We start from the raw sequence: 21,625 nt of genomic DNA, 5'->3' as shown, positions 1-21,625 counted from the left end.
AGGCCGCGTATCCCAGGTGTGTCAGGACGCATCGCCCGAGCGCGGCCACTACCGTGGAGTCATGCGTGCAGACATCCTCACCCGCGAGTTCCCTCCGAACGTGTACGGCGGCGCCGGCGTCCACGTCACCGAGCTGGCCGCCGTGCTGCGGCGCGAGATCGACGTGCAGGTGCGCGCCTTCGACGGGCCGCGCGACGAGCCCGGCGTGATCGGGTACGACCCGCTCGGCGGCGGCGTGGGTGAGTCCTCGCTCGACGTGCTGGCCCACAACCTGCCGATGGCCAAGGACTGCGAGGGCGCCGACCTGGTGCACTCCCACACCTGGTACGCGAACATGGCCGGCCACCTCGCCAGCCGGCTCCACGGCATCCCTCACGTGCTGAGCGCGCACTCGCTCGAGCCCCTGCGCCCCTGGAAGGCCGAGCAGCTGGGCGGCGGGTACAGGGTCTCGTCGTGGATCGAGCAGGCCGCCTACGAGGGGGCGGACGCGATCATCGCGGTGAGCGGCGGGATGCGCGCGGACATCCTGCGGTCATACCCGACCATCGACCCCGCCAAGGTGGGCGTCATCCACAACGGCATCGACGTCGACGCCTGGGCCGCGCCGTCGACGGATGAGGAGCGGGAGAGCGCCGATGCGGTGGTCGAGCGCTATGGCATCGACCGGTCGCGTCCGGCGCTGGTCTTCGTGGGGCGCATCACGCGCCAGAAGGGGCTGCCGCACTTCCTGCGCGCTGTCGAGGACCTCCCCGCGGACGTGCAGGTCGTGCTGTGCGCCGGGGCGCCCGACACCAAGGAGATCGCCGCCGAGGTCTCCGGGCTCGTCAAGAGCCTGCAGGAGCGTCGCGACGGCGTGATCTGGATCGAGGAGCACCTGCCGCGTCCGGAGCTGGTCGCGGTGCTCGATGCGTGCACGGCGTTCGTGTGCCCGAGCGTCTACGAGCCGCTCGGCATCGTGAACCTCGAGGCCATGGCCGTGGGACTGCCGGTGGTGGCGACGGCGACGGGAGGCATCCCCGAGGTGGTCGTCGACGGCGAGACGGGCCTGCTCGTGCCCATCGACCAGGTCCAGGACGGCACCGGAACGCCCACGGATCCCGACGCCTTCGTCGCGGATCTGGCGGCCGCGCTGACCGACATGGTGTCCGACCAGGAGCGCGCCGCACGGATGGGTGAGGCGGGCCGCGAGCGGGCAGCCGAGCACTTCTCCTGGGAGACGATTGGGGAGCGGACCCTGCAGTTGTACCGCGCGCTGGTCGGATAGGCTCGGAGCCATGACTGAGGTGCTGCGACTCGAAGGCGTGAGTCTGCGCCGGAACGGCAATGCGATCCTGTCGGAGATCGACTGGAACGTGCAGGACAGCGACCGCTGGGTGATCCTCGGACCCAACGGAGCGGGAAAGACCTCCCTCATCACGATCGCGTCCGCGCGCATGCACCCCTCGGAAGGGACCGCCGTCATCCTCGGCGAGACGCTCGGCCACACCGACACGCAGGAGCTGCGCACCAGGGTGGGCCTGTCGAGCGCCGCGCTCGCGGATCGCATCCCCGACGACGAGTCCGTCCTCGACGTCGTCATGACCGCCGCGCACGGCGTCACGGGCCGCTGGCGCGAGGAGTACGACGACGTCGATCAGGACCGCGCACGGGCGCTGCTCGAGGCATTCGGGATGGGTGAGTTCGCGGACCGGGAGTTCTGGACCCTGTCGGAGGGCGAGCGCAAGCGCGTCCAGATCGGCCGTGCGCTCATGACGGACCCGGAGCTCCTGATCCTCGACGAGCCCGCCGCAGGGCTCGACCTCGGAGGTCGCGAGGAGCTGCTCGCGGCGCTGACGGAGCTGGCAGGCGACCGCCGCTCGCCGGCGATCGTGATGGTCACCCACCACGTCGAGGAGATCCCGCAGGGGTTCACGCACGCGCTGCTGCTGCGCGAGGGCGAGGTCGTGGCGGCAGGCCCGGTCCGCGACACCATCACCTCCGCGCTGCTCACCGAGACGTACGGCATGCCGGTCGAGCTGCACGCCGTCGGCGGTCGCTGGACCGCGCGCAAGGGCTGAGTCCAGGGCCGTGAGGATCTCCGCGCGCGCCGACTACGCGGTGCGCGCCGCGACCGAGCTCGCCGCTGCCGGCGCGGACGGCCACGCGCGCACCACGGAGGCGATCTCCCAGGCGCAGGGCATCTCCCGCAAGTTCCTCGAGGGCATCCTCGTCGACCTTCGCGAGGCGGGACTGGTCGTCGGGCAGCGCGGCGCGGGCGGCGGCTACCGCCTCGCCCGCGACGCCCACGAGATCTCCGTCGCCGACGTGGTGCGCGCCGTCGACGGACCGCTGGTGTTCGTGCGCGGGGAGCGGCCCTCCGATCTGAACTACGACGGCACGGCTCAGCCGCTGCTGGCCGTCTGGGTCGCCCTGCGCGCACGGGTGAGGGAGGCCCTCGAGGGGGTGAGCATCGCCCAGGTCGCGACGGGGGCGCTGCCGGACTCCGTCACGGCGATCGTCGACGATCCCGAGGTGTGGGAGAACCCACCCGAATAACCTATCGAAAAGATAGGTATTGATTCCTACTGAGTAAGTAGGTAATGTGCGTCGTGCGGCGTCGACCTCGCCGCCGGCGCCGACGCGCCGACGCTCCTCGGAGGTGGCCGTGCGCTCTCTCATCGTCCTCGCCCTCATCGGCTTCGGCGCCCAGCTCGTCGATGGCTCACTCGGCATGGCGTACGGCGTCACGTCCACCACCCTCCTCCTGGCGGCGGGCATCGCCCCGGCAGCCGCATCGGCCACCGTGCACCTCGCCGAGGTCGGCACCACCCTCGCGAGCGGCGCAGCGCATTGGAAGCTCGGCAACGTCGACTGGCGCGTGGTGAGGCGCGTGGGCATCCCCGGAGCGGCAGGAGCCTTCCTGGGCGCCACGGTGCTGTCGAACCTGTCCACGGAGGTCGCCGCGCCCGTGATGGCCGCGATCCTGCTCGCGCTGGGCGTCTACGTCCTGCTGCGATTCACCATCTGGGGGGTGCGGCACGCGCCCGACCGCCGGCCGCTCGGCAAGCGGTTCCTGGCGCCGCTCGGGCTCGTCGCCGGCTTCGTGGACGCCACGGGCGGCGGCGGGTGGGGACCCGTCGGCACGCCCGCCCTCCTCGCCTCGGGACGCATGGAGCCGCGCAAGGTCATCGGCTCGATCGACACGTCCGAGTTCCTGGTGGCGCTGGCCGCCTCGCTGGGCTTCCTGATCGGGATCGGCACGGCCGGCATCGACGCCGGCTGGGTGCTCGCGCTCCTCGCTGGCGGCCTCGTCGCCGCACCCATCGCGGCGTGGCTCGTGCGCGTGATCCCGCCGCGGCTGCTGGGCGCCGCGGTCGGTGGGCTCATCATCCTGACGAACACGCGATCGCTCGTCCGAGCCGAGTACCTCCCGGTGAGCGGCGCGGCCGCCACCGCGGTGTACGTCGCGATCGTGGCGCTGTGGGTCGGCGCGATCGCGTGGTCGTGGCGCGCGCATCGGGCTGACGCGCGCGCGACCGCTGCCGCGGCGCCCGGAACCGCGCCCGTCGCCGCCGACTGAGGCGACAGCCGGCCGCCGCTCAGCACCCGCATCGGCGCTCAGCGACAGCGGCCAGGGACGCGGGCGGTCCGCGAGGACGATGGCCGCGCCCGTGGTCATCCGCGCGGACGATGCCGCGCGGTCGTCGTCCCTGTTAGGTTGCCTGACAGGAGGTGAATCATGGATTCCCTATGGTGGTTCGTCGGTGCGATGGCCCTCGGCATCGTCGAAGTGTTCACTCTCGATCTGACGTTCGCGATGCTCGCCGGCGGCGCCATCGCAGGCGGCGTCGCCGCACTGCTGGGACTGCCGTGGTGGGTGTGCGTGATCATCGCGTGTGCCGTCGCCGCACTGCTGCTGTTCACGCTGCGGCCGTGGCTGCTGAAGTCGATCCGCGCGAAGGGCGAGGTCATCGAGACCAACACCGCCGCGCTCGTGGGAGCCGTCGCCCGCACGCTCGACCCCGTGTCGGAGATCGCGGGCCGCGTGAAGCTCAACGGCGAGGTGTGGTCCGCGAGGACGCGTGACGACGCCCCCGCCATCGAAGAGGGCACCGAGGTCACGGTGCTCGAGATCCGAGGCGCGACGGCCATCGTCGAGCCCGAGAAGGAGGACTGATCATGGATCCCGTCCAGATCGCGATCGCCGTCGCAGCCATCATCCTGGCGATCTTCGTCATCACGGCGATCGCCCGAGCCATCCAGATCGTGCCGCAGGCGGAGACCCGCGTGGTCGAGCGCCTGGGCCGGTACTCGCGCACCATGCAGGCCGGCATGCACCTGCTGGTCCCGTTCATCGACAAGGTCCGCCAGAGGGTCGACATGCGCGAGCAGGTCGTGTCCTTCCCACCGCAGTCGGTGATCACGTCGGACAACCTCGTCGTCGAGATCGACACCGTCATCTACTTCCAGGTCACCGATGCTCGCGCCGCGGTCTACGAGATCGCCAACTACATCGTCGGCATGCAGCAGCTCACGGTCACCACCATCCGTAACGTCATCGGAACGATGGACCTCGAGCAGACGCTCACCAGCCGTGACCAGATCAACGGTCAGCTGCGCACCGTCCTCGACGAGGCGACCGGCAAGTGGGGCATCCGCGTGGGCCGCGTCGAGCTGAAGGCCATCGACCCGCCCGTGTCCGTGAAGGACTCCATGGAGAAGCAGATGCGCGCCGAGCGTGACCGTCGCGCCGCGATCCTCACGGCCGAGGGCGTGAAGCAGTCGCAGATCCTCGAGGCCGAGGGCCAGAAGCAGTCCGCAATCCTCAAGGCGGAGGGTGACGCGCAGGCCGCGATCCTCACCGCCGAGGGTGAGGCGCGCGCGATCCTCCAGGTGTTCGACGCCATCCACGAGGGCGACGCCGACTCGAAGCTGCTCGCGTACCAGTACCTGCAGATGCTGCCCGAGATCGCGAAGAACGAGTCCAACAAGGTGTGGTTCGTGCCCACCGAGTTCACGGGCGCGCTCAAGTCGATCTCGGCCGCATTCGGCATGGAGGAGGGCGGCGAGCCGCTCGAGCGCGACCCTGAGCGCGGCACCGGCCGCAAGTCGCGCATCACGTCCGCGCTGACCGACCCCGCCGAGGCGCTGCGCCTGGCCAAGCAGGAGGTCGAGGACGCGACGTCTGACGCCACCGACGCCGGCACGCGCTCGGGCGCTCCGTTCGACCCGAACAAGGAGAAGGGCCAGCAGTAGCCGGCACCACCGTACGGCCCCGTCGCGCAAGCGGCGGGGCCGTCGCGCTCCCCGCCCCACCGCTCCCGGACGTGGCGCCCCATGAGGAAGTCGCTGTCGGTTCTGGCAGGTTGGCGGATCCTGTGAGGAGAATCGCGCCCGTCACCCCCTGCGAAGATGTCCCCATGCCGCTGATCCCCGTCGCCGACGCCGCCGACCCTCGCCTCGAGGACTACCGCGGTCTCACCGACGTGGCCCTGCGCCGGCGCCTCGAGCCCGAGCGCGGGCTGTACATGGCGGAGGGCGCGAAGGTGATCGAGCGCGCGCTCGCGGCGGGGCACGAGCCGCGGTCCGTGCTGCTGAGCGAGCGATGGGTCGACTCGGTGACGGTCCCGGCTGCGGTGCCGGTCTACGTCGCACCGGAGGAGGTCCTCGAGGCCGTCACTGGCTACCAGGTGCACCGCGGCGCGCTCGCCGCGATGGAGCGACCGGTGCTCCCGGCCCTCGCGGATCTGGTCCGCGACGCTCGCCGGGTGGTCGTGCTCGAGTCCATCGTCGACCACACCAACGTGGGCGCGATCTTCCGCTCTGCTGCGGGGCTGGGCGCGGACGCGATCGTGGTGGCCCCCACCTGCGCCGACCCGCTGTACCGGCGCAGCGTCAAGGTGTCGATGGGCACCGTGTTCCAGGTGCCGTGGACGCGCGCGGAGTCCTGGCCAGGGGCGCTGGACGAGCTGCGCGATCTGGGCTTCTCCGTGGGCGGGCTCGCGCTGACGGCCGATGCGGTGGCGCTGGACGAGTTCGCCGCGACGGTTGGCGAGCGGGTCGCCATCGTCATGGGGGCGGAGGGCGATGGGCTCACCAGGCAGGCGCTCGCGCACGTGGACACGGCTGTCGTGATCCCGATGGCGCGGGGAGTCGACTCGCTGAACGTCGCCGCCGCATCGGCCGTCGCGATGTGGGAGCTGCGCGTGCGCGACTGACGCCCTCCGGTGTTGCCCGATGTCAGACCTCGGGGTCATAATCGAACATATGTTCGAACGCGAGACGTGTCTCGCACCGACCGCGATGACTGACGGAGAGATGTGACCACCGAGACGACCCCCGGCGCCTCCCAGGCGGAGCGGCTGAGCCGCGCCCGGGCGGCGCTCGCGGGGGTCCAGGCGCGCATCGGCGTCGATGCCCACGCGGGCGAGCGGCCGGTGCTGCCACTCGACCAGCACCTCGCGAGCCTGCTGCCGGAGGGGCTGCGGCGCGGCCAGGTGGTGGCGGTGACGGGGGCGACGTCCCTCATGCTCGCGCTCGCCGCGCAGGCGTCCAGGGAGGGGTCGTGGACGGCGGCGATCGGCATGCCCACGGTCGGGGTCGTGGCGGCGGCGAGGCGGGGCATCGACCTGTCCAGGCTCGCGCTCATCCCGCATCCAGGGGCGCAGGCCGCCGAGGCGGCGGGCGCGTGCGTCGACGGCATGGACGTGGTGCTGCTGGGCGAGCGTCTCGCGCTGTCCGAGGCTGACCGCCGCCGCCTGGCCTCCCGTGCGCGGGAGCGCGGCGGGGTGATCATCGCCGCCGGCGAGTGGACCGGCGCGCACGTGCGGCTCGACGTCGAGCGCTCGGTCTGGAGCGGCCTGGGGGCGGGCGACGGGCGGCTGCGCGAGCGGGAGCTGACGGTCGCCGTGTCCGGGCGACGCCAGGGCGGGTCCCGGCGAGTGCGCGTGCTGCTCGACGTCGATCCCGGGCTGCGGTGGAGCCGTCCCGGCGCCCGCGTGGACGTGGACGAGGAGGTCGCATGAGCGAGATCGCACCCGCTCGCAGCGCGCACGGGCAAGGGCCCGTCGCGACCACGCGTCGCGCCGTGCTGTGGGTGCCGGACTGGCCGGTGGTCGCGGCCATGACGGAGGCGCACGTGCGGGCCGATGCGCCCGCGGCCGTCCTGCACGGGCGTGGCCTGGTGGCGGTGTCGGCGGCGGCGCGGGCGGCCGGAGTCAGGCGCGGCATGCGTCGCCGGCTCGCCCAGCGCGCGTGCCCCGACATCGCGATCCTCGCGCACGACGAGGGGCGGGACGCGCGCACCTTCGAGGCCGTGGCCGCCGCAGCCGAGGACGTCGTCTCGGGCGTCGAGGTGTCCCGGCCGGGGCTGCTGATGATCCCCGCGGACGGCGCCGCGCGCTTCCATGGCTCGGAGGAGGCGCTCGCGGAGGCGCTGGTCACCGCCGTCGCGGAGCTGGCGGGCTGCGAGTCCTCGGTGGGCATGGCGGACGGGCTGCTCGCGGCGGTGCTCGCGGCGCGCAGCTCCGCGCTCGTGCCGCCGGGGGAGTCTGCCGCGTTCCTTGCGGATGCGCCCGTGGACGTGCTGCCGCTGGCCGCGATGGAGCGCCGCCAGCGCGAGCAGGTCGAGGACCTCGTGAGCGTGCTGACCCGGCTGGGCCTGCACACCCTCGCGGACTACACCGCGCTGCCAGCGGGGGACGTGCTCGCGAGGTTCGGCCCCGTGGGGCGGTGGGCGCACCGGGTGAGCCGCGGCGAGGACGTCCGCCCGCCCGTGCTGCGCCGCTCCGAGGAGGACGTCGCGGTGGGCTACGCCTTCGAGGAGCCTGCCGAGCGCGTCGAGCAGCTCGCGCTCGTGGCAGCCCACGTCGCCGGACTGCTGGACGCCGCGCTGCTCGAGGCAGGCGTGCGGTGCGGGCGAGTGCGGATCGCCGCGACCACCGAGCGGGGCGACACCCTCGAGCGAGTGTGGCGCACGGACGTGGGGTCCCGCGCGGGTGCCTTCGCCCGGCACATGACGGACCGGGTGCGCTGGCAGCTCGAGGGCTGGCTGTCGGGCACCGCCGCCGGCCCCGAGCGGGCGCCGCTGACCTCGCTTGAGCTGACCGCGGAGGACGTGGTGCCGCTGGGCTCGGAGCAGGCCTACCTGTGGGGAGGGGTCTCGGGCGCGGACTCGCGCGCCCAGCGCACCCTCGAGCGGGTGCAGTCCCTGCTGGGAGCCGATGCGGTGCTCGCCGTGCGCGAGCAGGGCGGCCGGTCGCCCCGAGACAGGGTGCTCACCCTGCCGTGGGGCCAGGAGAGCACGCCGTCCCGGCGCATCGAGCATCCCTGGCCGGGGCAGATCCCCGACCCCGCTCCCGCGACCGTGCTGCCCGTGCCGGAGCCCATGGAGGTGCTCGACGCGGGAGGGGCGCCCGTGGTCATCGACCGCCGCCTGCGCATGAGCGCGCCGCCCACCTGGGTCCGTCTGCAGGCCGACCCCCAGGACGAGCGCGCCGCCGCAGCGCGCCGCCACCCGTCATCGGGGGGTGTGGGCCGCCGCGACGACGGCCCCGCCTGGGGTCTGCCTCAGCCCGTCGAGGCATGGGCGGGACCGTGGCCCGCTGTCGAGCGCTGGTGGTCGGAGGACGCGTCGCGGCGAGCGAGCCTGCAGGTCGCGCTGCGTCGCCCCGATGGCTCTCCAGGGCACGCGCTGCTGGCCTCCTTCACCGGCGGGCGCTGGGTGCTCGAGGCCATCTATGACTGAGCGGCCCGTCTACGCGGAGCTGCACGCCCACAGCGCCTTCAGCTTCCTCGACGGCGCGAGCCACCCGGAGGAGATGGCGGCTGAGGCCGGGCGGCTGGGGCTGTCCGCGCTCGCCATCACCGACCACGACGGGCTCTACGGGGCGGTGCGCTTCGCGAACGCGGCGCGCGCGATCGACCTGCCCGCCGTGTTCGGCGCTGAGCTCCACCTGGGCGCCCCCGAGACGCCGGGAGGACCTCCGGTGCTCGACCCGCCCACGGGCGTCCCCGACCCGCGCGGCAGCCACCTGCTGGTGCTCGCGCGCGGCACCGAAGGGTACGCCCGACTGTCCCACGCCATCGGCATGGCGCACCTCGCCACGGGGGAGAAGGGCCTCGCGCGCTACACCCTCGAGGACCTCGCCGCCGCAGGCGACGGCCACTTCCAGGTGCTCACCGGCTGCCGCAAGGGGTCGGTGCGTCGGGCGCTCGCCGGGGTCGGCGTGCCGGGCGCCCGCGCGCTGTCAGGCGCGGTGACGGCGCTGGGCTACAGCGCCGCGCGCCGCGAGCTGGACCGGCTGGTGGGGATCTTCGGACGCGACAGCGTCGCGGTCGAGATCTCGGACAGCGGCGATCCGTTCGACTCCGAGCGCAACGACGCGTTGGCCGACCTCGCCTTCGACGCGTCCCTGCCGCTGGTCGCGACCACGGGGGCCCACTACGCGACCCCGCGCGACGCCGAGCTCGCTGGCGCGCTCGCCGCCGTGCGCGCCCGCTCGTCGCTGGACGACATGGACGGCTGGCTCCCCGGCGGCGCGGGCAACCACCTGCGCTCTCCCGCGGAGATGGCGCTCCGTCACCGACGCCACCCCCACGCTGTCGTCGAGACGGCGCGCATCGCCGCCGAGTGCGCCTTCGACCTGCAGCTCGTCGCCCCCAACCTGCCGCCGTACCCCGTGCCAGAGGGGCACACCGAGGCGTCCTGGCTGCGCGAGCTCGTGAAGCGTGGTGCCTACGCGCGCTACGGCCCCCCGCACGATGAGAGGGTGCCGGGCGCGTGGAAGCAGCTCGAGCATGAGCTGAACGTCATCGAGGCGCTGGACTTCCCCGGCTACTTCCTCATCGTCCACGACATCGTGAGCTTCTGTCGCGATCAGGACATCCTGTGCCAGGGACGCGGGTCCGCCGCGAACTCAGCCGTCTGCTTCGCGCTGGGCGTGACCGCCGTCGACGCCGTCACCCACGGGCTGCTGTTCGAGCGCTTCCTCGCGCCCGAGCGTGACGGTCCGCCGGACATCGACGTGGACATCGAGTCCGACCGCCGCGAGGAGGTCATCCAGTACGTGTTCCAGCGCTTCGGGCGCATCAACGCCGCGATGGTCGCCAACGTCATCCAGTACCGGCCGCGCTCCGCGGTGCGGGACGCCGCCAAGGCGCTGGGCTACGACGTGGGCCAGCAGGACGCGTGGTCCAAGAGCATCGACCGCTGGGGATCGCTGCGCGTGCCACAGGAGAAGCAGGAGGAGTGGGCCGCGCAGCAGCGCGACGCGATGTGGCCGGAGCCGCCGCCCACGCAGGACCTCGAGCACATCCCCGAGCCCGTGCTGGACCTCGCCGACCGCTTCATGCGCCTGCCGCGTCACCTGGGCATCCACCCCGGCGGCATGGTGCTGTGCGACCGGCCCGTCATCGACGTGTGCCCCGTGGAGTGGGCCCGCATGCCCGGCCGCACCGTGCTGCAGTGGGACAAGGATGACTGCGCCGATGCGGGACTCGTGAAGTTCGACCTGCTCGGGCTGGGGATGCTGTCCGCTCTCAAGTACGCGTTCGGCTACATTCACGACACCGAGGGGACGGAGCTGGGACTGCATGCCCTCCCACAGGAGGATCCCGCGGTCTATGACCTGCTGTGCGCCGCGGACACCGTGGGGCTGTTCCAGGTGGAGTCGCGCGCGCAGATGGCGACGCTGCCGCGCCTGAGGCCCCGCCGCTTCTACGACATCGTCATCGAGGTCGCGCTCATCCGGCCCGGCCCCATCCAGGGCGGCTCCGTGCATCCGTACATCAACCGCGCGCGCGGCAGGGAGGAGGTCACCTACCTGCATCCGCTGCTCGAGAGGTCGCTGGGCAAGACCCTGGGCGTGCCGCTGTTCCAGGAGCAGCTCATGCAGATGGCGATGGACTGCGCAGGCTTCGACGGCTCGCTCGCGGATCAGCTGCGCCGCGCGATGGGCTCGAAGCGATCACCGGAGCGCATGGAGGCGCTGCGGGCGCGCTTCATGGTGGGCGCCAACGAGCGCGGCATCACCGCCGAGGTCGCCGAGCAGATCTTCGACAAGCTCAAGGCCTTCAGCGACTTCGGGTTCCCCGAGTCCCACTCGTTCTCCTTCGCGTACCTCGTGTACGCCTCGGGCTGGCTCAAGGTCAACAGGCCGGCCGCCTTCTATGCGGGGCTGCTGGCCGCGCAGCCCATGGGCTTCTACAGCCCGCAGTCGCTCGCCGCCGATGCGCGCCGCCACGGGCAGGTGGTGCTGCGGCCGTGCGTGGCACGCTCGGAGGCGCTCGCCACGGTCGAGCGTCTCGACCAGCCGTTCGAGGTGCCAGAGGAGACGCGCCCGGACATGGCGGGGTTGGTCCAGGTGGATCGCACCCTCGCGGTGCGGATGGGGCTGGCCGCCGTGCGGGGGCTGGGGGTCGAGGCGGCGCAGGCCATCGTGGACGCACGCGCCGATGGGCCGTTCGCCTCGCTCACGGACATGGCTCGGCGCGTGCGGGTGCGCCCCGCAGGGGTGAAGGGGCAGTCAGGTCTCGCGCCGGAGAAGGGCCTCACCGTCGCGCAGTGGGAGGCGCTCGCCACCGCGGGCGCGCTCGAATCGCTGGGCGTGACCAGGCGCGAGGGACTGTGGGCGTCAGGAGCGCTCGCGCGCGAGGGTCCGGACACTCTTTCGGGCGTCGAGACGGGCGTCGAGGCGCCCATGCTTCCCGGCATGAGCGCCGTCGAGGAGGCGGTCGCGGACGTGTGGGCCTCCGGGGTCTCCGCGGACAGCTATCCGACGGTCTTCGTGCGCGAGGGCCTCGACGCGCAGGGTGTGCTGACCGTGGCGGGGGTGCTCGGGCACGAGGCGGAGCGGCGCGTCACCGTCGCGGGCGTCGTCACCCACCGGCAGCGCCCCGGCACCGCCAGGGGAGTGACGTTCATCTCGCTCGAGGACGAGACCGGCTTCCTCAACGTCGTCTGCTCGGTGGGCGTGTGGCGGCGCTTCCAGGCGGTCGCGAGGCGGTCCGCGGCGCTCGTGATCCGCGGCCGCATCGAGCGTGCCGACGGCGCCACCAACCTGGTCGCCGAGCACCTGTCGCCACTGAGCCTCAAGGTGCCCGCCAAGAGCCGCGACTTCCGCTGACATGACCGCTCTCGCGCGCATCGGCCGGTTGAAGAGTCGTTGTCGAATCGTGCTACGATTGCCGTCGCGCTGAGGCGCTCAGGACCTGGTCCAGAGCCTCTCAGATCACCCCGTCCGGGTGGCGGAAATGGCAGACGCGCTAGCTTGAGGTGCTAGTGCCCTTTATCGGGCGTGGGGGTTCAAGTCCCCCCTCGGACACCAGAGCAACCAGCAGAGCCGGGAGTCACAGACTCCCGGCTCTGCTGCATTCCACGGGCGTTCCGTGCGGCGCCGGCGTAGCCTGAAGGGCGAGCCGAAGGCGAGCGCGAGGGAGCCGAGATGAACTACGTGGCGGTGGTGTCCTCCGGCAGCATGCGCGACGACGATGCGACCGTGAAGCTCCCGCATCGCTGGACCTCCGCGGGGGTGACGGTCACGACCGAGTTCACCGGCGGCCACCTCCTGAGCCTCGCCGTCGCCGGGTGCGTGCTCAATGACGTCCACCGCGAGGCCCAGGCGCTCGGCATCGCGATCGCCGGTGTGCGCGTGAGCGCGGGAGGCGACTTCGACGGACCGCCCACGCGGTCGACGGGCATCACGTACGTGGTCGACATCGACGGACCGCAAGGACACGATCTCGCCGCGCTGCTGGACCGGGTCGACGCCGTCGCCGAGGTCCCCGAGGCGATCCGGGCAGGGGCCGCGGTCACCCGCGTGTCGCGTTGAGCACCGGCAGCCCTCAGTCCCGAGGGTCGTTCCGCTGCCGGCCACACGATTGCGGTCGGCGCTCCGAGCGCGCACGCTGAGGGGATGAGCGCCACCACCACCCGGACGGTCGAGGGGCACCGCATCCGTCTCACCAGCCTCGATCGCGAGGTCTACCCCGACACGGGCGTCACGAAGGCCGACGTGCTCGACTACGTCGAGGCCGTCGCGCCGTGCCTCACCTGGTACACGCGCGACCGGCCCGCCACGCGCAAGCGTTGGATGAAGGGGGTGGGCACCGCGGAGGATCCCGGCGACTCCTTCTTCCACAAGAACCTCGAGGACGACGCGCCGTCGTGGATCCGCAGCTATGCGATCCGGCACGAGGACCACACCAACCGCTATCCGGTCCTGGACGATGCGGCCACGCTGGTGTGGTTCGCTCAACGCGGCACCCTCGAGTTCCACGTGCCGCAATGGAGGTTCCGGACGGGTGGCCGTCATGAGCCGCCTGACCGGCTGGTGCTCGACCTTGACCCAGGGGAAGGCGCGGGCCTCGCCGAGTGCGTGCGCGTGGCCCGGCTCGCGCGCGACCTGCTCGACGCCGAGGGCCTGCCGAGCGCGCCCGTCACGAGCGGATCCAAGGGCATCCACCTCTATGCGCCGCTCAACGGCAGCATCGACGTCGACGGCGCCAACGATCTCGCGCATCGTCTCGCCTCCCGGCTCGAGGACGATCGCGCCGACCTGGTGACGGCGAACCTGCGCAGGGAGCGGCGGCGCGGCCACGTGCTGGTGGACTGGAGCCAGAACAACGGCGCCAAGACCACCGTCGCGCCGTTCTCGCCGCGAGGCCGGCCAGGCGCCACGGCGGCGGTGCCACGCCACTGGGACGAGCTGGATGACAGCCTCGAGCAGCTCACCCTCGCCGAGGCTCGCGAGCGCTGCGAGCGCGGCGACGATCCTCTCCGGGCCCTCCTCGATGGGTGACTCGGCGGTCCGACACGAGGGCCGCGAAGGTGACGGTTCCGTAACGATGGCGGAATACGCAGGGCCGATGCGCGGTTGTGGCGGATGACCGAAGCACCACTCACGTAGCAGCAAGGGAGCTAGTCATGCTCGGCACCATTCTGTGGATCATCGCCGTCGTCCTCGTGATTCTCGGCATCGTTCGCCTCATCCAGAAGGACATCCTGTGGGGCATCGTCCTCATCGTCGTAGGACTGCTGATCGGCCCCGGAGGCGTGAGCATCTTCACATGACCGAGCGCGCACGCGCCCTCGACGCCCGCCCGTCCGTCTCCCCTCGGACCGGTGGGCGTCGCCGTGTTCCAGGGCCGTTAGCCTGATCACATGAGCACTCCCGTCGACGTCGTCCAGATCTGCCAGGACCTCATCCGCATCGACACGTCGAACTACGGTGACGAGCCGGGCCCCGGCGAGCGCGAGGCCGCCGAGTACGTGGCGGCGTTCCTGTCAGACCTCGGCCTCGAGCCCGTGATCAGGGAGGCCGAGCCCGGACGCGCCTCCGTGACGTGCCGCTGGGAGGGCACCGATCCCGAACGCGAGGCGCTCGTGGTGCATGGCCACCTCGACGTGGTGCCGGCCTTCGCCGAGGACTGGTCCGTCGACCCCTTCGCAGCCGAGATCATCGACGGGATGATCTACGGCCGGGGCGCCGTCGACATGAAGAACATGGACGCGATGATCCTCGCGACCGTCGCGCAGATGATCGGCGCCGGCGTGAAGCCGCCGCGCGACATCGTCCTCGCCTTCTTCGCGGACGAGGAGCACGGGGGAGCGCGCGGTGCGAAGTGGATGGTCGAGAACCATCCCGACGACTTCCGCGGTGCGACGGAGGCCATCAGCGAGGTGGGCGGCTTCTCCGCGACCATCAACGGACGGCGCGCCTACCTCATCCAGACGGCCGAGAAGGGCATCCAGTGGCTGCGCCTGATCGCTCACGGCAAGCAGGGTCACGGCTCGCTGGTGCACCGCGACAACGCGGTCGCGCACCTCGCGGACGCCCTCAGCCGCATCGCCGCGCACCCGTGGCCCCTCGACATCACTCCGACGGCCGAGCACCTGCTGCGGGGCGTCGCCGAGCTGGAGGGCATCGACTACGAGCCCACCCCCGAGGTTGTCGACCGCCTGGTCTCCGGGCTGGGGGCGATGGCGCCCATGATCGAGGCCTCCGTGCGCAACACGTCGAACCCCACCATGCTGGACGCCGGCTACAAGACCAACGTCGTGCCGGACACCGCGACCGGGTTCGTCGACACGCGCTTCCTGCACGGTCAGCAGGCAGAGGTCCTGCGCACCATCGAGGAGCTGGCCGGCACGCACGTCAAGGTCGAGCCGTACATCACCGAGCGCAGCCTCGAGGTGCCGTTCGACACTCCGCTGGTCGACAGGATGATCGCGGCGCTCGGCGCGGAGGATCCCGGAGCGCCCGTGCTGCCGTACTCGCTCATGGGCGGCACCGACAACAAGCACCTCGCGACGCTCGGCATCACCGGCTACGGGTTCGCACCCCTGCAGCTGCCGCCCGACCTGGACTTCCCATCGCTCTTCCACGGCATCGACGAGCGCATCCCGGTCGACAGCCTGCACTTTGGCGTGCGCGTGCTGGAGCGATTCCTCACCGACTGCTGAGGGTGTCGCGGCGCAGTCGCGGAGCGATCAGGCGGCGTCCGTGCGCACCACGCGCATCACTCGCCGGCGCAGCCACACCCGGCGTGCGCCGCCCACGAGGATCTGCGATCGCTTGAGCTCCCAGCGGCCGTACTCGACCTGCTCGTTGACCATCGCATGGACCTCGGAGCGCGTCACGTCCCGAGGAATGTCGACCACCCGCCACTCGAAGCGGCTGGGCGCGCTCGACCGCCCGCGCGACGGCGAGATGACGTGCGAAGCGTGCGTGCCGATTTCTCTCATGACCCCTCCCATTCAACTGCATCCGCAGGTACCTTCATAACCATGAGCACTGACGCGCACGAGGCGCTCCGCCGACTGGTGGCGACGCTCGAGGAGCACCTCGATGCCGTCTCCACACGCCGCAGTCCGGCCGATGCGGCAGTCGACGATGCGTACGACGCCGTGGCCTCCGCGTTCGAGCAGTACGAGGACGCGCTCGACACCGAGTATGCGGAGACGCTGCCGCTCGTCGTCGACGACGACTTCGAGGACGACGAAGACGAAGACGAAGACGACGACGACGACGACGAGGACGACGAGGACGACGACGCCCCGCAGGACGATCCCCTCGACGCGCACGCCGCGGAGGACGAGGACGACATGGACGACGACCTGGAGGACTTCGACCTGCGATAGGCGATCTCCGGCATCGTCATGGTCGCTACCGCCGCTCCGGGTAGCCGATGGGCGGCGCTGAGACGTCGTCGAGCGCGTCCGCGATCGACGCGGGCAGCTCGAGGTCGAGAGAGGCGAGCGACGGCCGGAGCTGGGCCGCGGTCCTCGCGCCCACGATCGCCGACGCGATGCCGGGCCGGGCCATGGTCCATGCCAGCGCCACCTCGAGCGGCTCGCGATCGAGCCCCTGCGCGGCGGTCACGACGGCGTCCACGATCGCCGCCGCGCGGTCGTCCAGGTACGGCGCGATGAACCCGGCCAGGTGATCGGAGGCCGCCCGGGAGTCCGCCGGTATGGCCTCCCGGTACTTGCTGGTGAGGACGCCGCGGCCGAGTGGCGACCAGGCGAGCACGCCGAGCCCGAGCGCGGCGCTCGCCGGGACGACCTCGCGCTCGATGCCGCGCTGGACGAGGGAGTACTCCGCCTGGACCGCGCTGATCGCGGGCCGGCTGGCGAGCGTGGCGATCCTGGCGGTCGCCCAGCCGGGGTGGTTGGACACGCCCACGTAGCGCGCACGCCCGGAGTTGACGGCGATCTCGAGGGCGTGAAGCGTCTCCTCGATGGGGGCGACGGGGTCGTAGGCGTGCACGAGCCACAGGTCGACGTGGTCCGTCCCCAGCCGCTCGAGCGACGCATCGAGAGTGCCGAGCAGCGTGTCGCGCGAGGCGTCGATCACGCCGCCGCCGTCCGTGCGCCGAATCCCCGCCTTGGTGCAGATCTGAATGTCGTCTCGCGCGATCGTGCCGCCGAGCATGGTGCCGATGAGAGCCTCCGAGCCGCCGTCGGCATACGAGGCGGCGGTGTCGACGAGGGTGCCGCCTGCGTCGAGGAAGGCATCCAGCTGAGCGCCGGCCTCGTCGGCGCCGGTGTCGCGACTCCACGTCATCGTTCCCAGGGCGAGCGCGGAGACCGTCAATCCGCTCGTGCCGACCCGCCTGCGCTGCATGAACGCGACGCTACCGCCACGCGCGGCCCGTGCATCGGCGCGACTCGCGGGGGGTTAGCCTTGCCGTCATGAACTGGTGGGAAGCGGTCGTCCTCGGCATCGTGCAGGGGCTCACCGAGTTCCTTCCCATCTCCTCCAGCGCGCACATTCGCGTGATCGGCCCCCTGCTGCCCAGCGGCGGCGACCCCGGCGCCGCCTTCACGGCGATCATCCAGATCGGCACCGAGGCAGCGGTGCTGCTGTACTTCCGCAAGGACATCGCGCGCATCGTCTCCGCATGGCTGGCCGCGCTCGCCGGCCGCAACGGCACGGACAGGGCTGCCCGTCTGGGAAAGGGCAGCCCCGACGCGCGACTGGGCTGGTGGGTGATCCTCGGCTCGATCCCGATCGTGGCGCTCGGACTGCTGTTCCAGGACTTCATCGAGCATCACCTCCGCAACCTGTACCTGACGGCGGCGGTGCTGGCCATCTTCGCGCTGGTGCTGGGCCTTGCCGACAGGATCGGCCGCAAGGAGCGCGAGCTCACCGAGCTCACGGCCAAGGACGCGTGGCTGCTGGGCCTGGCGCAGGCGATGGCGCTCATTCCAGGCGTGTCGCGCTCCGGCGGCACCATCTCGATGGGCCTGTTCCTCGGGCTCACGCGTGAGGCGGCCGCGCGCTACTCGTTCCTGCTCGCCATCCCCGCCGTGCTGGGCTCAGGCCTGTTCGAGCTCGTCGCGAACTCGGGCGAGCTGACGGCGCCGGGAGGCCCGGGCATCGCGAACACCATCCTCGCGGCGACCGTCGCCTTCGGCGTGGGCTACGTCGTGATCGTGTGGTTCCTGAGGATCATCACGCGCCACTCGTTCTGGCCGTTCGTCTGGTACCGGATCGGCCTCGCCGCACTCATCTTCGTCCTGCTCGGCGCGGGCGTGCTCACGGCCATCGACTGATCGCCCCGGCTCGTCACTCCGGCGCGGTTGCGAATCGACGCGCTGGAGATCGGTCCGTCAGTCCGTGCGCTTGGGCCCGCCCTCGCCGCGCCTGCGCAGGAACTGCTCGAACTCGGCGGCGATCGCGTCGCCGGAGGCCTCGGGGAGGCTGGTCTCGTCCATCACGGACTCGAGCTGCTCGACGTGGGCGGCGATCTCCTCGTCCTCCTCGGTGAGCTCGTCCGCGCCGCGCTGCCACGCCTCGGCCTCGTCGGGCAGCTCGCCCAGGTCGATCGAGACGCCGAGCAGGCGTTCGAGCTGACCCAGCAGCGTCGCCGTCGCCTTGGGGCTGGGTGGGTGCGCGATGTAGTGCGGAACGCCCACCCAGACGCTGAGCACCGTGATGCCGCGCAGCTGCGCCTCGTGGCCGAGCACGCCGACGATCCCCGTCGCGCCTTCGTAGTCCGACGGCTCGAGCCCGTAGCGCTCGCGTGCGTCGACATCGTCGCTGGTCACGAAGGTCGGCAGGGGACGGGTGTGCGGCACGTCCAGCAGCAGGGCGCCGCAGGTCACCAGCGTGGTGACGCCCAGCTCCTCGGCCGCGTCCAGCACCTCGGCGCTGAACGAGCGCCAGCGCATCGACGGCTCGATGCCGCGCGTGAGCGCGAGCGTGCGCTCGCCGTGCCACGGCCCGGGGGTCGTGGACACCACGGTTCCTGGCCACGAGATCACCCGATCACCAGAGGGCAGGCGGGTGATCGAGGGCCGGCTCACCTGGAAGTCGTGATAGTCCTCGGGATCGATGGCCACGTGCTGCTGCGAACCCCAGACCTCCGCGATATGGTCCAGGGCCGCTGACGCGGCGCCGCCCGCATCGTTCCAGCCCTCGAACGCGGCGATCATCACGGTCTCCTCCGCGCCGATGGCGCTCTCGCGTTCGTCCGTGCTCATTCACCCAGCCTAGACTCATGACTCGTGACCGAACAGCACCCTCGTCCGGCCGCCGTGCTGTGGGACATGGACGGCACGTTGATCGACTCCGAGCCCTACTGGATCGCGGCGGAGATGGAGCTCGCGCGACAGTTCGACGCCCCGTGGACTCACGAGGACGGGCTGTCGCTGGTGGGCAACCCGCTCACCGTGTCGGGGCAGATCCTCAAGGACCGCGGCGTCGACCTCGAGGTCGAGCAGATCGTCGAGCACCTGCTCGCCCGTGTCACCGAGAGCGTGCGGAACCACGTGCCCTGGCAGCCGGACGCACGGGCGCTGCTGGAGCGCGTGGTCGCGGCCGGGATCCCGTGCGCTCTGGTGACGATGTCGTACACGCGGCTGGCGAACGCTCTCGTGGCGCAGGCGCCGGACGCGTTCGCCGTCGTGGTGACGGGCGACCGGGTCCAGCGCGGCAAGCCCGACCCCGAGGCGTTCCTCACGGCGGCGCGCGAGCTGGGCGTCGACATCGAGAGGTGCGTGGCGATCGAGGACTCGCCGGCGGGGGTCGCCTCGGCGCTCGCGTCCGGCGCGCGCACCATCGGCGTGCGACGCCTCACCCCCATTCCGGCGCGCCCCGAGCTGTCGCGCGTGGCGTCGCTCGCACGCCTGACGCCGGATGTCCTCGGTGAGGTCGCCGGTGGGCGCCGCATCGACGAGCTCGGCGACGAGGAGTGAGCGCATGACTCCGTCCGGACATGATTCGCGCGTGGGCGCGGTGATGAACCGCCTGACCTCCTCGTGGCGCGCGAAGGATCGGGACACTCGCGGGGCGAGCGTGCTGTTCGGCAGCGGCCGCAGCGGAACCACCTGGCTGCTCCAGGAGCTGGTTCGACTCACGGCCGCGCGGCCCATCTTCGAGCCCTTCCACCCCATCGAGGTGCAGCGCTCCGGCGAGGTCGTCCCGCGCGGCTACCTCCCACCTGGCACGCGCGACGAGACCCTCCGTCAGCACGTGGGCGACGTGCTCGCCGGGCGCTTCGACGCGCCCTGGCTCCACCAATGCGTGCCGCTCGATGGTCACAGCAGGACCGATGCGCGGGTGATCAAGGAGATCCACTCCCACCTGTGGGGCGGCTGGCTGCAGGCGGAGTTCCCTCAGGTGCCCATGGCCGTCGTGGTGCGCCACCCTCTGGCCCAGGTGGGAAGCCGGTCCGCGCTGGCGTGGACGGACGCGAAGCTCGATCGCATCCTGGCCGACGAACGCTTGATCGAGGAGCACGCCCCGAACCTCCCCGCACTCGCCGCGAGCGCCGCCTCGCCGCTGGAGCGAGGCGTGCTGCTGTGGGCGATCGACAACCGCGTCCTGCTGCGCACGCTGGCGCCGCGGTCCGTGTTCCTCTTCGGCTACGAGGAGGCGGTCGCGGAACCGCAGGTGGTCGGCGACCTCGTGGTGCACCTGGGTCACCAGCGGCCCGCTGACGACGCTCTCGCCAGCCATGACCGCGAGCGTGCCTCGGTGATGTCTCAGCCGGGCTCGCCGGCTCGCAGCGCGGGCGACGAGAACGCCAAGTGGCTCGCCGCCGCGCGCGCCGACGAGGTGGGACGTGCGCTCGGGCTGCTCGAGGAGCTCGGCCTCGGCGGCGTGTTCGGCGCGGGTGGAGACTCGGACATGGACGCGTTCCGTCAGCTGTACCGGGCGGGACTGCACTAGCGGCGTCCGTCGGGCACGGCGCCGTTCCGGCCGCGGTGCCGTCGCGCCCCTGTGATGCGTCGCGGGCCGGTGCCTACGCGGCGCCGACGCCGAGCGCCCGCTCGACAGCGACCGGATCGATGACCGGCGGCGTGCCCCCGAACTCCGGGCAGTGCGCCTGGAAGGTGCACCAGTCGCACAGCTTCGACCGCCGCGGGCGGAAGCTGAGGTTCCGCGCCGCGGCCGTGATGTCCGCCCACAGCTCGCGGATCTCGTGCTCGATGAGGTCCATGTCCTGATCCGTGGGATGGAGGACGACCGTGCCTCCGTCGCGGAGGTACAGCAGCTGCAGCAGCGCCGGCCGGCGCCCGCGCAGCCGCTCGACGAGCAGCGCGTAGAACCGCATCTGGAACTTCGCCTGCTGGCCGTAGCGCGGATGCGGGGTCTTCCCGGTCTTGTAGTCGGTGATGCGGATCGACCCATCCGGTGCGACCTCGACGCGGTCGATCACTCCGCGTAGGCGCGGCCCGTCGTCGAGCTGGTACTCGACGAACTCCTCCCGGCCCGTGGGCTCGAGACGCTGGGGGTTCTCGAGCGTGAAGTACGTGCTCAGGCGCTCGCGCGCATCGGTGAAGAAGCGATCCCGCTCCGCAGGATCCTGCACGAGCTCGGCCAGCTGGGGATCCTTCGCGATCATCGCGTGCCACTCGGGCTCGAGCATGGCGTGCGCGGTCTCCACCGTGCGCTCGCCCGGTGGTCGGTCGTAGAGGTGCTCGAGCACGCCGTGGACGAGGGTGCCGAGGTTCGGAACCAGCGACGGAGGCTCGGGAAGGCGGTCGATCGTGCGCAGGCGGAACAGCAGCGGGCACTGGCGGAAGTCGCCGGCTCGCGAGGGTGACAGGGCGGGGGCTCTGCTCATGCCTCCACCCTAGGGTCGGCGACTGACACGGCGAGCCCAGCCCGCGCATCGGCGCTCCCGGTCCCCACCC

At 71.8% G+C, this 21,625-nt stretch carries 22 protein-coding genes and 1 tRNA gene; 19 read left to right on the top strand and 4 right to left on the bottom strand.

Features of this window, described 5'->3' with window-relative positions:
• Positions 1-61: 61 nt before the first annotated feature.
• The 15 genes from glgA (at position 62) to B7K22_RS10080 (ending at position 15,442) form a co-directional block, all read left to right on the top strand.
• The gene (gene glgA, locus B7K22_RS10145; protein WP_084040137.1) at positions 62-1,264 is read left to right on the top strand and encodes a glycogen synthase; all 1,203 of its coding nucleotides are present in this window, start codon (positions 62-64) and stop codon (positions 1,262-1,264) included.
• 10 nt (positions 1,265-1,274) lie between these two features.
• Positions 1,275-2,057 (top strand): ABC transporter ATP-binding protein, encoded by a 783-nt coding sequence (locus B7K22_RS10140; protein ID WP_084040136.1) that lies wholly within the window; start codon positions 1,275-1,277, stop codon positions 2,055-2,057.
• A gap of 10 nt (positions 2,058-2,067) precedes the next feature.
• Positions 2,068-2,535: an Rrf2 family transcriptional regulator gene (locus tag B7K22_RS10135; RefSeq protein ID WP_084040135.1), complete on the top strand. Its 468-nt coding sequence runs from the start codon at positions 2,068-2,070 to the stop codon at positions 2,533-2,535.
• A gap of 109 nt (positions 2,536-2,644) precedes the next feature.
• Positions 2,645-3,559 carry a sulfite exporter TauE/SafE family protein gene (locus tag B7K22_RS10130; protein WP_084040486.1) on the top strand — a complete coding sequence of 305 codons (915 nt, stop codon included), beginning with the start codon at positions 2,645-2,647 and terminating at the stop codon, positions 3,557-3,559.
• A gap of 159 nt (positions 3,560-3,718) precedes the next feature.
• Positions 3,719-4,156 (top strand): NfeD family protein, encoded by a 438-nt coding sequence (locus B7K22_RS10125; protein ID WP_084040134.1) that lies wholly within the window; start codon positions 3,719-3,721, stop codon positions 4,154-4,156.
• Between the two features lie 2 nt (positions 4,157-4,158).
• Positions 4,159-5,235, top strand: a complete 1,077-nt coding sequence (locus B7K22_RS10120; protein ID WP_084040133.1) for an SPFH domain-containing protein — start codon at positions 4,159-4,161, stop codon at positions 5,233-5,235.
• Positions 5,236-5,399: 164 nt separating this feature from the next.
• Positions 5,400-6,197 (top strand): RNA methyltransferase, encoded by a 798-nt coding sequence (locus B7K22_RS10115; protein ID WP_084040132.1) that lies wholly within the window; start codon positions 5,400-5,402, stop codon positions 6,195-6,197.
• Positions 6,198-6,299: 102 nt separating this feature from the next.
• Entirely contained in the window at positions 6,300-7,004 is a 705-nt protein-coding gene (locus tag B7K22_RS10110; protein ID WP_084040131.1) for a hypothetical protein, read from the top strand.
• Entirely contained in the window at positions 7,001-8,725 is a 1,725-nt protein-coding gene (locus B7K22_RS10105) for a hypothetical protein (RefSeq protein ID WP_084040130.1), read from the top strand. Before B7K22_RS10110 ends, B7K22_RS10105 begins: the two co-directional genes overlap by 4 nt.
• Entirely contained in the window at positions 8,718-12,104 is a 3,387-nt protein-coding gene (locus tag B7K22_RS10100; protein ID WP_200807429.1) for an error-prone DNA polymerase, read from the top strand. The genes B7K22_RS10105 and B7K22_RS10100 overlap by 8 nt, the downstream gene beginning before the upstream one ends.
• A gap of 112 nt (positions 12,105-12,216) precedes the next feature.
• Positions 12,217-12,305: transfer RNA gene (locus B7K22_RS10095), tRNA-Leu, on the top strand.
• Positions 12,306-12,422: 117 nt separating this feature from the next.
• Positions 12,423-12,809: an OsmC family protein gene (locus B7K22_RS10090; protein WP_084040128.1), complete on the top strand. Its 387-nt coding sequence runs from the start codon at positions 12,423-12,425 to the stop codon at positions 12,807-12,809.
• Between the two features lie 84 nt (positions 12,810-12,893).
• Positions 12,894-13,778 (top strand): non-homologous end-joining DNA ligase, encoded by an 885-nt coding sequence (ligD, locus tag B7K22_RS10085; protein ID WP_084040127.1) that lies wholly within the window; start codon positions 12,894-12,896, stop codon positions 13,776-13,778.
• Between the two features lie 125 nt (positions 13,779-13,903).
• Positions 13,904-14,050: a GPGG-motif small membrane protein gene (locus B7K22_RS12250; RefSeq protein WP_200807428.1), complete on the top strand. Its 147-nt coding sequence runs from the start codon at positions 13,904-13,906 to the stop codon at positions 14,048-14,050.
• Positions 14,051-14,140: 90 nt separating this feature from the next.
• The gene (locus tag B7K22_RS10080) at positions 14,141-15,442 is read left to right on the top strand and encodes a M20/M25/M40 family metallo-hydrolase (protein WP_084040126.1); all 1,302 of its coding nucleotides are present in this window, start codon (positions 14,141-14,143) and stop codon (positions 15,440-15,442) included.
• 27 nt (positions 15,443-15,469) lie between these two features.
• On the opposite strand, the gene B7K22_RS10075 is transcribed toward B7K22_RS10080, so the two are convergent.
• Positions 15,470-15,724, bottom strand: a complete 255-nt coding sequence (locus B7K22_RS10075; protein ID WP_234983457.1) for a DUF5703 family protein — start codon at positions 15,722-15,724, stop codon at positions 15,470-15,472.
• A gap of 42 nt (positions 15,725-15,766) precedes the next feature.
• Here B7K22_RS10075 and B7K22_RS10070 point away from each other — a divergent pair, with 42 nt between their 5' ends.
• Positions 15,767-16,120: a hypothetical protein gene (locus tag B7K22_RS10070; protein WP_084040125.1), complete on the top strand. Its 354-nt coding sequence runs from the start codon at positions 15,767-15,769 to the stop codon at positions 16,118-16,120.
• A 25-nt stretch (positions 16,121-16,145) separates the two neighbouring features.
• Here B7K22_RS10070 and B7K22_RS10065 read toward each other — a convergent pair whose 3' ends face one another.
• Positions 16,146-17,105 carry an aldo/keto reductase gene (locus tag B7K22_RS10065; protein ID WP_084040124.1) on the bottom strand — a complete coding sequence of 320 codons (960 nt, stop codon included), beginning with the start codon at positions 17,103-17,105 and terminating at the stop codon, positions 16,146-16,148.
• Positions 17,106-17,173: 68 nt separating this feature from the next.
• Here B7K22_RS10065 and B7K22_RS10060 point away from each other — a divergent pair, with 68 nt between their 5' ends.
• Entirely contained in the window at positions 17,174-18,037 is an 864-nt protein-coding gene (locus tag B7K22_RS10060) for an undecaprenyl-diphosphate phosphatase (protein ID WP_084040123.1), read from the top strand.
• 57 nt (positions 18,038-18,094) lie between these two features.
• Here B7K22_RS10060 and B7K22_RS10055 read toward each other — a convergent pair whose 3' ends face one another.
• Complete coding sequence (locus B7K22_RS10055) at positions 18,095-18,967, bottom strand: PAC2 family protein (protein ID WP_084040122.1); 873 nt, start codon at positions 18,965-18,967, stop codon at positions 18,095-18,097.
• Positions 18,968-18,991: 24 nt separating this feature from the next.
• Here B7K22_RS10055 and B7K22_RS10050 point away from each other — a divergent pair, with 24 nt between their 5' ends.
• The gene (locus tag B7K22_RS10050; RefSeq protein WP_234983456.1) at positions 18,992-19,681 is read left to right on the top strand and encodes an HAD family phosphatase; all 690 of its coding nucleotides are present in this window, start codon (positions 18,992-18,994) and stop codon (positions 19,679-19,681) included.
• A gap of 4 nt (positions 19,682-19,685) precedes the next feature.
• Complete coding sequence (locus B7K22_RS10045) at positions 19,686-20,657, top strand: hypothetical protein (protein WP_084040121.1); 972 nt, start codon at positions 19,686-19,688, stop codon at positions 20,655-20,657.
• Between the two features lie 73 nt (positions 20,658-20,730).
• On the opposite strand, the gene B7K22_RS10040 is transcribed toward B7K22_RS10045, so the two are convergent.
• The gene (locus tag B7K22_RS10040; protein WP_084040120.1) at positions 20,731-21,555 is read right to left on the bottom strand and encodes a PD-(D/E)XK nuclease family protein; all 825 of its coding nucleotides are present in this window, start codon (positions 21,553-21,555) and stop codon (positions 20,731-20,733) included.
• Positions 21,556-21,625: the final 70 nt, after the last annotated feature.

Source organism: Demequina sp. NBRC 110053 (assembly GCF_002090095.1).
Classification (GTDB): Bacteria; Actinomycetota; Actinomycetes; order Actinomycetales; family Demequinaceae; genus Demequina.
This window is presented reverse-complemented; position numbering and strand designations above follow the sequence as displayed.